Source organism: Clostridium ljungdahlii, assembly GCF_001636845.1.
Taxonomy (GTDB): domain Bacteria; phylum Bacillota; class Clostridia; order Clostridiales; family Clostridiaceae; genus Clostridium_B; species Clostridium_B ljungdahlii_A.
The window spans coordinates 1-12,810 of record NZ_LITT01000033.1; the positions used below are offsets into that span (position 1 = coordinate 1).

The 12,810-nt window shown below is 30.5% G+C and carries 10 protein-coding genes, 1 tRNA gene and 3 rRNA genes; 12 read left to right on the forward strand and 2 right to left on the reverse strand.

Going from position 1 to position 12,810, the window contains the following annotated elements; genetic code table 11:
• The 3 genes from WY13_RS12365 to WY13_RS12375 form a co-directional block, all read left to right on the forward strand.
• Positions 1 to 205, forward strand: a 23S ribosomal RNA gene (locus tag WY13_RS12365); the annotation flags it as partial.
• A gap of 175 nt (positions 206 to 380) precedes the next feature.
• Positions 381 to 497 (forward strand): 5S ribosomal RNA (rrf, locus tag WY13_RS12370).
• A gap of 5 nt (positions 498 to 502) precedes the next feature.
• A tRNA-Lys gene (locus tag WY13_RS12375) sits at positions 503 to 578 on the forward strand.
• Positions 579 to 640: 62 nt separating this feature from the next.
• On the opposite strand, the gene WY13_RS12380 is transcribed toward WY13_RS12375, so the two are convergent.
• Positions 641 to 1,135 (reverse strand): HD domain-containing protein, encoded by a 495-nt coding sequence (locus WY13_RS12380; RefSeq protein ID WP_063555953.1) that lies wholly within the window; start codon positions 1,133 to 1,135, stop codon positions 641 to 643.
• 117 nt (positions 1,136 to 1,252) lie between these two features.
• On the opposite strand from WY13_RS12380, the gene WY13_RS12385 reads away from it, so the two are divergent.
• From WY13_RS12385 to WY13_RS12415, 7 genes are all read left to right on the forward strand, one after another.
• Positions 1,253 to 1,945, forward strand: coding sequence for a response regulator transcription factor (locus WY13_RS12385; RefSeq protein ID WP_063555954.1), 693 nt, complete (start codon positions 1,253 to 1,255; stop codon positions 1,943 to 1,945).
• Positions 1,942 to 3,201 carry a sensor histidine kinase gene (locus WY13_RS12390; RefSeq protein WP_063555955.1) on the forward strand — a complete coding sequence of 420 codons (1,260 nt, stop codon included), beginning with the start codon at positions 1,942 to 1,944 and terminating at the stop codon, positions 3,199 to 3,201. The genes WY13_RS12385 and WY13_RS12390 overlap by 4 nt, the downstream gene beginning before the upstream one ends.
• A gap of 74 nt (positions 3,202 to 3,275) precedes the next feature.
• Entirely contained in the window at positions 3,276 to 3,950 is a 675-nt protein-coding gene (locus WY13_RS12395; RefSeq protein WP_063555956.1) for an ABC transporter ATP-binding protein, read from the forward strand.
• A gap of 2 nt (positions 3,951 to 3,952) precedes the next feature.
• On the forward strand, positions 3,953 to 6,334 hold the full coding sequence (locus tag WY13_RS12400; protein WP_063555957.1) for an ABC transporter permease: 2,382 nt from the start codon (positions 3,953 to 3,955) through the stop codon (positions 6,332 to 6,334).
• A 288-nt stretch (positions 6,335 to 6,622) separates the two neighbouring features.
• On the forward strand, positions 6,623 to 7,654 hold the full coding sequence (locus WY13_RS12405) for a M20/M25/M40 family metallo-hydrolase (RefSeq protein WP_063555958.1): 1,032 nt from the start codon (positions 6,623 to 6,625) through the stop codon (positions 7,652 to 7,654).
• Positions 7,645 to 8,652 carry a M42 family metallopeptidase gene (locus WY13_RS12410; protein WP_063555959.1) on the forward strand — a complete coding sequence of 336 codons (1,008 nt, stop codon included), beginning with the start codon at positions 7,645 to 7,647 and terminating at the stop codon, positions 8,650 to 8,652. Before WY13_RS12405 ends, WY13_RS12410 begins: the two co-directional genes overlap by 10 nt.
• A 34-nt stretch (positions 8,653 to 8,686) precedes the next feature.
• Positions 8,687 to 9,646 (forward strand): hydrolase, encoded by a 960-nt coding sequence (locus WY13_RS12415; protein WP_063555960.1) that lies wholly within the window; start codon positions 8,687 to 8,689, stop codon positions 9,644 to 9,646.
• A 175-nt stretch (positions 9,647 to 9,821) separates the two neighbouring features.
• Here the strand turns inward: WY13_RS12415 and WY13_RS12420 are convergent, their stop codons facing one another.
• Positions 9,822 to 10,418 carry a uracil-DNA glycosylase gene (locus WY13_RS12420; RefSeq protein WP_063555961.1) on the reverse strand — a complete coding sequence of 199 codons (597 nt, stop codon included), beginning with the start codon at positions 10,416 to 10,418 and terminating at the stop codon, positions 9,822 to 9,824.
• A 193-nt stretch (positions 10,419 to 10,611) separates the two neighbouring features.
• Between WY13_RS12420 and WY13_RS12425 the strand changes: the two genes are divergently transcribed.
• Both WY13_RS12425 and WY13_RS12430 read left to right on the forward strand, forming a co-directional pair.
• Entirely contained in the window at positions 10,612 to 11,757 is a 1,146-nt protein-coding gene (locus WY13_RS12425) for a pyridoxal-phosphate-dependent aminotransferase family protein (protein ID WP_063555962.1), read from the forward strand.
• Between the two features lie 732 nt (positions 11,758 to 12,489).
• A 16S ribosomal RNA gene (locus WY13_RS12430) occupies positions 12,490 to 12,810 on the forward strand; the annotation flags it as partial.

A 12,810-nucleotide genomic window follows, 5' to 3' on the forward strand; every position in this document is an offset into this window, starting at 1 on the left:
GTTGTTCCGCCAGGAGCACAGCTGGGTAGCCAAGTTGGGAAGGGATAAACGCTGAAAGCATCTAAGTGTGAAGCCCACCTCAAGATAAGATTTCCCATAGCGTAAGCTAGTAAGACCCCTCGAAGAACACGAGGAGATAGGTCAGAGGTGTAAGCAGGGCAACTTGTTAAGCTGACTGATACTAATAGGTCGAGGGCTTGACCAAATAAAAAGCGAAAGAAAAAAGTTTACTGTGCAATTTTGAGAGGACAAATAAAATGAAGTTGATAATAAATTCATTTTGAATTGAACTTCTTAAATGTAATATATAAGGAAACTCAATCAGCTAAAGCTGATGAGTACCGATTTATACCAAAATCAAAGATTTTGACAAATCGGTATCTGGTGGTAATGACGTGAAGGTAACACCCCTTTCCATACCGAACAGGAAGGTTAAGCTTCAGAGTGCCGATGGTACTGCAGGGGAGGCCCTGTGGGAGAATAGGTCGCTGCCAGGTAATATGGTTCACTAGCTCAGTTGGTAGAGCACATGACTTTTAATCATGTTGTCCGGGGTTCGATTCCCCGGTGAGCCACCAAAAGAAGTACTTGAATGTACTTCTTTTTTTATATGGAAAAAAGCCATAAAATATGGCTTTAGTTATTTAATATAAATTGAATTAAGCAGTTCTTTTCCTGTAGAAGTTTTAAAATATTTATTTTTCATGTATTCTATATCAGATATTTTAATATTATCTTCATATGCGTTTACTAAAAAATCACTTTCAATCAGTATCTGTAAGTCTATTTTATCAATTCTATTGTAACTATGATGATTACCTATTAAAAAACATATTCTTTCAATTGTTGAATCATCTAGATCTGTTTCTTTAAGCAGTTCTTTAGCTACAGGAGGCCCTTCAATTTCTTGATAATTTCCAGCTGAGCTATTATATTTCCTTTCGCTTTCTTTAATCCCTATATCATGAAGTATGGAAGCTAATTCGAGTATAAGCATTTCATTATCATTTAATCCTTCTAATTGGCCTATAGTTTTGCTGAAACCATATACTTTTAAAGCATGATTTATTCTTTTTATATCATTTCCAAAATAAAGTATCATTTTTTTAGTAACGTAACTTGGTAAATCTGACATGAGTGCCTCCTTATATTTAAATTATAGTATTAGTATATCTAATTTGTGTTAGTATATCAATTTTACTGTGATAAAATATTAATATATTTATAATTGAAAAGTAGGGGATTAGGTGTAATGAAAAGTATTTTATTAGTAGAGGATGATAAATCATTAAATAGGGGAATTAGCTTTAAATTGAATAAAGAAGGATATAAGGTTTTTTCATCAAGAACTATTGAAGAAGCAAAAATAATATTAGCAGAAAATAGCGTTGACCTTATGATTCTTGATGTAGGCTTGCCTGATGGGAATGGATTTGATTTCTGTGGGGAAGTTAGGAAAAAAAATGACTTACTTATTATATTCTTGACGGCCTGTGATCAAGAAATCGATATTGTAACAGGACTTGATATGGGAGCAGATGATTATATAGCGAAGCCGTTTAGTCTTATGGTATTAATGTCTAAAATAAATGCTCTCCTTCGAAGAAATTCTAATAAAAATCAAAGTAAAAAAATTGTATCTGGAGATATAGTTTTTTCTATAACAGATATGAAAGTGTTAAAAAATGAAGAGGAATTATTTTTAAGTAAGACTGAAATAAAACTTTTAAAATATTTAATGGATAATGCAGGACAAATCATAACCAAAGATCAGCTTTTAAATAAATTATGGGACATAGATAACACATTTGTAGATGAAAATACCATAGCAGTAAATATAAGAAGACTTAGAGAAAAAATAGAGGATAATCCTTCAAAACCTAAATATATAAAGAATGTTAGAGGAATGGGGTATATATGGACAGAAGGATGTGTAAAGATATGATTGAATATTTAAAAGAAAATCCCTTATTAAAGAAAGTATTTAATGTAATGATTATTACTATATTAAGTGTTTCGATGATAACTTGTTTTGTAAATTACTATATAACTGAACAAGTGTATAAGCAAAATATAAATTCTACACTTCAACTAGTTGGAACACTTACAAGATTAAATCCTGAAAATGAAACTGAAATTGTAAAAACTGTCTTGCTTAAAAAGTATGATGCTAAAAATTTGGAATATGGCAAAAGTATTGCTAAAAGATATGGTTATGATGATGAAGTTACAGCATGGAATGATGATGCATTTAATAAAAATGTATATAATATAATAAAAATTAATTTTATATTGTTTATAGTAATCTTAATTGAATCAATGTGGATTTTCAGAAGCTGCAGTTTATATATTATGAAAAGGCTTGAATATATATTAAATAGTGTTGATGAGGCAGTAAATGGAAAACTCTTGACGGATATGAATAGCTTCAATGAAGGAGTCTTACCTAAGATATATTCTAAACTATGCGATTTAAGCAGAATACTTAATTTAAATATAGAAAAATTATATAGGGAAAAAGAAAATATAAAGTCTCTTGTTACAGATATTTCACATCAAATAAAAACTCCCCTATCTTCAATTAAACTCTTTAATTCAATTCTAATAGAAGATGAAAGTATAAGTAAAAGTGAAAAAAGAGAGTTTTTAAATACAATAAAAGAAGAGGTTTTAAAACTTGAGTGGCTTACAGGTTCGCTTATAAAGTTGTCCAGGCTTGAAGCTGGTATGATTGAGTTAAAAAAAGAAAAAAGGTCTATAAAAGATACAATACATAAAGCTATAGAGGGAGTTTATTCGAAAACTCTGCAAAAAAGTATAGAGATAAATGCTGAAAATGTATATGAATTTTCTATTTTTCATGATGTGAGATGGACTAAAGAAGCAATAATTAATGTACTGGAAAACGCCATAAAGTATACAGATATTAATGGAAAAATAAATGTAAGTATGACTGATATGGATTTTTTTATAAGAATTGATATAGAAGATACCGGTATAGGAATACCATGTGAGGATTTCAACAAAATTTTTAAACGATTCTTTAGAGGAAGTTGTAAAATAGTTCAAGAATCTGAAGGTTCTGGAGTAGGCTTATATCTTACAAGAAAGATACTAGAAGAGCAAGGTGGAAGTATAATGGTTGATTCAAAGCTAGGGAAAGGAAGTAAGTTCAGCCTTTTCTTACAAAAATGTAAGTGATATTGAAAGTGAATTGTAATATTAACATGTTATCCTCTAAGTATAATAATTGGATGTTGAAGAGAGGTAATGTTATGAAGGTATTGGAAGTAAAATCTCTAAAAAAATATTATGGGAAAGATGAGAATTTAGTTAAAGCAGTTGATAATGTAAGTTTTTTTGTAGATGAAGGAGAGTTTGTTGTAATAATTGGTACGTCAGGTTCAGGTAAGAGTACGCTGCTTCACATGGTTGGAGGGCTTGATAGACCAACATCAGGGGAAGTTTATATTGTAGGACAGAATATATTTTCAATGAAGGATGATAAGCTTGCCATATTTAGAAGAAGAAATATAGGTTTTGTTTTTCAAGCATACAATCTTATACCTGTCTTAAATGTGTGGGAAAACATAACACTCCCAATAGGACTTGATGGTAAAGAGGTAGATGAAACTTATGTTAAAGAACTTATGGAAACTTTGAATATATATAATAAGAAAAATTCACTGCCAAATGCTCTGTCAGGTGGACAACAACAGAGAACGGCTATATGTAGAGCTCTTGCAGCTAAACCATCTATAATACTTGCAGATGAACCTACAGGAAATCTTGATTCCAAGACGGCGCAAGAAGTTATGGCGCTCTTGAAGATGTCAGTAAAAAAATATCATCAAACTCTAATTATGATAACTCATGATGATAAAATTGCACAGATGGGTGATAGAGTGATTAGAATTGAAGACGGAAAAATAGTGCAGGGGAGGGAGTAAGTATGAATTATATATCCAATCTTGCCAAGAAGAATTTAAAGTTTTCTAAAACCAAGAACATACTAATTATACTTACTATAGTGTTAGCCACTTGTCTTATAACTGCAGCAGGAATAATGTTTTACAGCATACAAAGTTCTATAATAAATTCAGCTGAAGAACAAATGGGAAATTATCATGGAGTGTATGTTAATGTAAATAATAAACAAATTGAAATGTTAAATAACAATAGAAAAATTGAAAAGTTAGGTGAATGCATTCCATTCAAAACTATAAAAAATAAGGATTTAAGTGATTCTGCAATGGAGTTATTTTATACAGATTCTGCAGGGGCAGATATGACGAATGTGAAATTAAAACGGGGAAATTTGCCTCAAAAATCAAATGAAATAGCACTAGAATCATGGGTACTTGATAAATTGAAAGTAAAATCTAAAATAGGAGAAAGCATTCACATTAAATATGAAAGCAATAAAAGTATAGATTTTATTTTAAGTGGAATATTAAGCGATGATAAAATACGTAAGCAGCAAAACGATGTCATAGGTGTAGTATCCAAAAAACTTGTAACTCAAAATTCATCTAAAATAAAAACGGCATGTTATGTAAGGGTTAAAAATCATAGAAATATTATGAGCACTGTTTCTGATATTGGACATAGTATTGGTTTAAAAGATGAAAATATAAAGACAAATTCACTGTATATAAGCGCAGTAGGAGGAGATCCATCATTATTAATATCATTTCTTGTTATAGCTTTAATTATAATAATTGCAACTATGGTGGTTATCTATAATATATTTTATGTATCTGTTATTGAAAGAATAAAACAATTTGGTCTTCTTTCTGCAATTGGTGCAACTAAAAAGCAGATTAGAAAAGTTATATTTAAAGAAGGATTTACTTTATCAATTATAGCAATTCCAATAGGGATTATATTTGCACATGTAATATATTATATAGTAAGACAGTTACTAATATCAAAGTACTCCATAGAAATAAAATCTTCACCATATATTATAATTATTTCGGCACTGATAAGTTTACTAGCAGTTGTAATTTCCCTTAGAAAACCAGAAAAGCTTTCTTCGAGAATATCTCCAGTAGAATCAATGAGATACAGCGGTATAGAAATAAATTCAAAGAAAAAAGAAAGAAATTCAATTAAGAAAATATCTATATCTAAAATTGCACATTTAAATCTTTGGAGAAATAAAAAGAGAACAATTATGACTATGATTTCTCTTACTATGAGCGGCATTTTATTTATTGTAATTTGTACTGTACTTAAAAGCATGAATATATATAATCTCACAAAACAAGATTTTAAACACGAATTTTCATTAACAAGCACAGAAACAGAGGGTAATCCTTTAAATGATAAGATGATAAATAATATAAAAAATGTTAAAGGTGTTAAAAATGTTAGTACTGAAAAATATACCGGAAATATATCTGTAGACAATTTAAGCTGTGGACTATATGGTTATGATGATTATCTTTTAAGTCAATTAAAAAAGTATTTGATAGCGGGAAAAATATCTTCTGAAGAATTAAAAAGCAAAGATGAAGTTTTGGTTGTAACTAATTATGATAAAAATGATAACAGAATTTGCAAATATAAAGTTGGAGATAAAATTAATTTATCAATTCAGGTGGATAAAAATGGGAAACAAACAGAAAGTATAAAAAAACAATTTACTGTAGCAGGTATAGTTAGTAAAAATATTGTAGGTCTTGGCTGGGAAATAGATGGATATAACCTTATAACCCACGAAGATGTGTTTACAAGAGGAGAATTCAAGGACAAGTTAGCTAGTGCAAATGACAACAAGATGGCAGGAGTATATATAGATATCGACAGCAGTAAATTTGAATCTATAAAGAATAAGCTTAAGTCAGTTTCACAAAAGGATAATAGAATATTCTATGATTCATATACAGATTATAAAAAAGAAATTGAAAGTCAGTATATGGGAATACAAATTATTGCAATGAGCTTTATTGGTATTATAGCCCTTATTGGAATTTTAAATCTTATAAATACCATGATTACAAGTATACTTACTCGAAAAAAAGAGTATGGCATGCTTCAAGCTGTTGGACTTTCAGACAAGCAACTTCGCAAGATGCTTCAAATTGAAGGAATATATTATTCTCTTGGAAGTTCCTTAATATCTATAATTTTTGGAACATCTTTAGGGTATCTGTGTTTTAAATTGTTTAAAAAGTCTGGAGCAGATTATGCAGAATATAAATTACCACTAGGTTCAATTTTAGTGTTGATTTTAGCGTTTGCAATAATAACAATACTCATAACCTATTTAATTGAAAATAAATTAAAAAAGGAATCAATTATAGATAGAATAAGATATAGTGAATAAAATTAAGTTTTCACCTAGAAATTTTACGTAAAGTTTCTAAGTGAAAACTTTTATTTATCCGATGACTACCTGCTCTAATACTCCCACTTTCCCAAGTTGGAGTAAAGAGCAGGTACGTCCCTGGATAACGATTTCTAAGCATCAGGTGGAGTCAAAACTCCATCTGATGCTTAGAACTCTGTTTATATGTATGCTATAATTGGATTATGATAGGTTATAAAGTTAGCTGCAGAATATATGATAACTAATGTGTAATTAAATTATCAGTGTATTTGATTGGAGGTAAAAATGGAGGACTTAGATTTATTCAAGGAAATATGCGAAACTCATGCACCAAGTGGCAGAGAAGACTGGTTGTACTCTATTATAGAAGATAATTTTAGCCAATTTGGAGATATAACTATAAGCAAACTCAATAATATGTATATACATAAAGAGGGAAAAACTTCTAGCAAATTAATGATAATGTCTCATGCAGATGAAGTTTTTTTAATGGTAAAAGAAATAACAAAAGAAGGTTTTATAAAATTTAAAGGATTAGGAATAGATGCCAAAAGCCTTGTTGCTCAAGAAGTTATCATTCATGGAAAAGAAAATGTATCTGGAGTTGTAGCGTTAAAATATGATTATAGTGATAAACAAAAAAATAAAGTTAGTATGGAAAACCTATATATAGAAACTGGCTTTTGTACAGAAAAGTTAAGAAGTTTAATTAAAGTAGGAGATTATATTACTTTAGATAGAAAAATGGTAGAGCTTTTAAATGATAATGTAAGTTGTAAGTCAATAGATAACAGAGCTAGTATTTTTGCCATGTATGTTTGTGCGGAAGAACTTAAAAATGTAAATCCAGATTTAAATGTTTATTTTGTATGTTCATGTCAGGAGGAAGTAGGACATAGAGGGGCCAAAATGGCAAGTTATGAAGTTAAACCTGATATAGGTATAGCACTTGATGTTACTTTTGATGGTGGAACTTTAGGGGATAGCGATAGGGAAAATAAGCTGGGAGCAGGACCAGTTATATGTATAGGCCCTAATATACATACTAAAATTAAAAACAGGATAATACAAACTGCAGATAAATATAACATCCCATATCAAATTGAAGTTGAGCCGGGAAACACTGGAACTGATGCTTGGGATATTCAAACTGCAGAAGGGGGAATACCTACACTTCTTATATCTATTCCTATAAAGTATATGCATACTTCTGTAGAAGTGGTAAATTTGAAGGATATCAAAAACACAGGAAGACTTTTGGCTAGGTTTATTCAAGAGTTAAAAGAGGATGAATTGGAGGGATTATTTTGCTTTTAGAAAAACTATCTAACTGTATAGGACCTTCTGGTTATGAAGAAGAAATTAGGAATGTAATAAAAGAGGAGTTGTACACTTTTACTGATAATGTAATTGTAGACAGAATGGGAAACGTTATAGTCCATAGTGATGGTAGTGATAATTCATCGCCTAAAATAATGATAGCTTCTCATATGGATGAGAGAGGCCTTATAATTACAGCTTATAATGATGATGGAACTCTAAAGTTTTCAACTTTAGGTAAAATGGAAAAAGGATCACTGCCTTGTAAAACTGTTTTAATTGGAAACAAAAAAGTACATGGTGTTATAGGCATAAAACCAATACATCTTCAGGATAAAAGTGAAAGAAATAAAAATATATCCTATGATGATATGTGTATAGATATCGGAGCCTCAAGTAAAGATGAGTGTAGGAAGACTGTTTCACTTGGAGATTTTGTAGTATTTGACAATAGTTTTTCTGATTTTGGAGACAATTTGGTAAAAGGCAAGGCTTTAGATAATAGAATAGGATGTTCCATACTTTTAGAATTATTAAAGGAAAAATATGAGTGTAATTTATATGGAGTGTTTTATGTCCAGGGAAATATAGATAAAAGAGGAATTTATACTGCGGCTTACAATGTTAAGCCTGATATAATGATAGATTTAGATACTATAAATAGTACTGATGGGGAAGGTGTACCGGAATATTTAAAAACAAATGAACTTACAGGAGGACCCGTGATACCTTTTAATATGGAAGAGTCTATATTTAATAGAGACATTGTAAAGTCTATTAGAAATAAGGCAGATAATATGGGAATTGCTTACAAAAGGAGCATAAGTACTAAAGATATAAGTAAACTTAAACCAGTCCGTTTACCTATTAATAACTGCAAGACAGCAGCGGTATTAATACCATGCAAACATATGGATTATAATATTTCAATGTGCAGCTTGATGGATTATGAAAGTACTCTAACTTTGGTAAAAAGTTATTTGTCAGATTTATAGATGATAATTTAAAATATTGAGGGGTGAAATTTTTATGGATAAACTTCTAATAAAATTAATTAATTCTTTTGGAGTTAGTGGTAAAGAAGATGAAGTGAGGGAAGTAATAAAGGAACGTTTAAATGAAATCAATCAAGATATGTATGAAGATGATATAGGTAATGTAATAGTAAAATTAGGTTCTGGTGAAACTAAAATAATGCTGTGTACTCATATGGATTCTGTAGGATTTATAGTAAATCATATAGATGATGATGGAATGATAAGGGTGGACAACATAGGAAATTTTAAAAAGGAAGATATATCTCATAGTTTCATAAGGTTTGATAATGGAACCTTGGGAAAAATATATACTTCTCACGAAGGTGAATTTGTAGATATAGGCGTGAATGAAAGGGTAGATGCTTTAAAAAAAGTAAATGAAGGGGATATGGCATCTCTTGTAGGACCATATTTAAGTGTAGGTGACAACAATGTTATAAGTCCACTTTTACATAATAAGGTAGGATGTTATATACTTTTAAAGCTTATAGAATATGTAAAAGTAGAAAATGCAGAACTTGATTTTGTATTTGCATCTCAAGGTGAAATAGGAGGAATAGGTGCGAGAATTGCTGCAAATAATATAAACCCTGATTATTGTATAATAGTTGGTACTGAAAATGCCACAAATGCAGAAGAAAGAAAAAACAACATAAATATAGATGAAGGGCCAGTAATTAAAATTATGGATAGTTCACTTATAATGCATAAAGATATAAAAGAGATGTTAGAAAATTGTGCTAAAAGATCCGAAATAAATCTACAATACAGTATAAGTACAGGTAAATCTGAAGGGGAATTAGTACATAAAGAGAGAATTGGAATAAGAACCGGAGAAATCGCAGTACCATGTAGATACAAGTATTCCACATCTGAAATGGTATCAATAAATGATATAGAAGATACTATAAAAGTATTAAAACAGCTTGAAAACTTTAAGGAAATAATATAGTAAAAAGAATCTATCTTATCCGATGACTAAGCATTAGGTAGAGTTAAAACTCCATCTGATGCCAAGAACTCTGTTTATAAAGATACGTCCTTTATAAAAATAGCTTCTATGATAAATGATCATAGAAGCTATTTTTTATAGAGTTTTTTACAATATATATTAGCAAAAGGGAACTTTAAATACTACTTAGAGTATCCTTTAATTTTTTCCAGTCATTTTCATACATAAGTTTGAAAGAATCATTTCTATTATAAGTTAACGCAGATGGATGATACATAGGGAATATATCCTTTTTTAGATCTTCATTAAAGTAGACTTTACCGTGGCATTCACCTATAGAGTTAAATTTAGTAAATTTTTTTAAAGGAGTATTTCCTAAAGTTACAATTATTTTAGGGGAAACTAGTTCAATTTCTCTATTTAGTATATCTTTAAATAATTCAATTTCAGAAGTTTTAGGAGGCCTGTTACTTATAGTTTTTCTCCCATTTTTCCCTTGGTTTATTTTTATTGGTCTTAAAAAGCAAGTATTAGTTATTCTAATATTCTCTCTTTGTAAACCTATGGAGTTTAGGTAACTTTCAAAGGTTTTTCCTGCCATTCCCACAAAAGGTTTACCTTGTTCTACCTCAGTTTTGCCCGGAGCTTCACCTATGAATAATATATTACAAGGAATAGGTCCATCACCAAAAATGTATCCGCCAGTGGGCGTTTCATCATATCCATCACATATTTTTTTTATTTTTTCTATAAGCTCTTCTTTAGCATTCATAAAAGAAGTCCCTCCTTTAAACTATCAATGTCAATTATATTTTAGCATATAAAGAGCTTTTAAATACATTTTCAATTAAGTATAGGTTAAATTATTGATATAATGTGTGTATTTTCAAATTGTATGCATACATTTTGAAAAGTATATGGTCGATGATATAATTCTAACTAAAATTGTTTAAGAGGTGATTTTTATGGAAGCTCCATATATAATGACGCCTGGGCCTACAGAAGTTAGAGATAATGTTAGGTTTGCCAGAAGTGAAAGATGTACAAATCCTGACTTAGATATTCAATTTTATGATTTTTATAAAGATACCTGTGAAGATATAGCCAAATTTTTAAATACCAAAAATCAGGTTAGAATATTAAGTGGGGAAGGAATACTTGGTCTTGAGTCAGCTTGTGCTTCTCTTACAGAAGAAGGAGATAGAGTACTTGTAATTGATAATGGCATATATGGTGAAGGGTTTGCTGATTTTGTAAAACTTTATGATGGAGAAGTAGTGTTTTTTAAAGGAAATAGAAAAAGGGAAATAGATGTAAATGAACTGAAGAAATTTTTAGATAAAGATAGTAAGTTTAAGTATGCTACAGTTGTCCATTGCGATACCCCTTCAGGAATGTTAAATAACATATCAAAAATATGTCCTATGCTTAAAGAAAAAGGAATATTAACTGTAGTAGATAGTGTATCTGCTATGGGAGGAGAAAAATTAGAAGTAGATAATTGGAATATAGATATAGTTGTGGGTGGATCACAAAAGTGTATTTCTGCACCTCCAGGACTTACAATACTAAGTATAAGCCAGGACGCCTTTGAAACTATGAAAAATAGGAAAAAACCAATAAGGTCTTTTTATTGTAATTTGCTAGTTTGGGAGAATTACTATGAAGAAAAGTGGTTTCCATATACGCCTCCTATAAGTGATATAGTTGGGCTTAAAGCGGCGGTGGATAATATTTTAAAAGATAAAGATATTTTGAAAAGACATAGTGAAATAGGTAAAAGTGTTAGGATAGCAGTTAAAGAGGCAGGATTAAGTCTTTATAATGAAAATGGATATTCAAATACAGTTACAGCTATTGAAGTCCCAGAAGGAATAGATGAATCTAAGCTTAGAAAATATATGGTAGATAATTTCAATGTTTTAATAGCAGGATCTTTTGGATATTTACAAGGGAGAGTAGTAAGAATAGGGCATATGGGTGAAAATGCAAAGAAAGATATGGTGAGTTATACTTTATATTCTTTACAAAAATCTCTAGAAAACTTTCAATTTTACTGTCAGTGCGATATGGTTAATTGCTTTTTAAAGAATGTTGAAAGTTTTGAATGATAAAAAATGATAATTTTATCTGATAGCTCCCATCTTCTTTAGGTGGGAGTATTAGATTGGCTGCATATTTGGATAATGATTTTCCATAAAGGGTAACGCATTCTAAGTGCTAAAGGAATTAAGAAGACTGTTAATAAGCATCAGGTATCTGATACCAAGAGCTCTGGTTATTTTGTTATATTAAAAAAAACAACATAACCTAGTGTGTCAGCATAAGAATATTTAAGAAATAAGTATTATAGTGTATGTATTATAAGATAATTTTATATAATGGTGATATTTTTGAATTATGTATATAGGTAATGTGTTAGAATAGCAACTGTCGTCATCAAGCGAAGACATTAATTTGAAGATATCAATTGTAATGTCTTATGCAATTCAAAATTAAGTTTTGAAAAAAGATGTTGACAGAGTAAGAAATACATGATAAACTATAAAAGCTGTCGAAGTGAGACAGTAAAATGATCCTTGAAAATTAAACAGAGGAAGATATAAGTATAACTTATTTAGAATAAACCAGCAATTCTTTTGAGCTGCGAGAGCAGCTAAAAAAGTAATTTCGTAATTTTGTGTATTACATTTAGTAATATACTAAAATTGATAGTAACGAGTACAGCGAGGAAAATGCTGAACGAGGAGCGGAACTTACTAACGTAATTGAGCACCACAGTGAAGTATTTGACGAAGCTGGGCGAAGTTAATATCAATTTTCTATAGAGCCATAAAAACTTTTAAATTAAGAGTTTGATCCTGGCTCAGGACGAACGCTGGCGGCGTGCTTAACACATGCAAGTCGAGCGATGAAACTCCTTCGGGAGTGGATTAGCGGCGGACGGGTGAGTAACACGTGGGTAACCTACCTCAAAGAGGGGGATAGCCTCCCGAAAGGGAGATTAATACCGCATAATAATCAGTTTTCACATGGGAATTGATTTAAAGGAGTAATCCGCTTTGAGATGGACCCGCGGCGCATTAGCTAGTTGGTAGGGTAACGGCCTACCAAGGCGACGATGCGTAGCCGACCTGAGAGGGTGATCGGCCACATTGGAACTG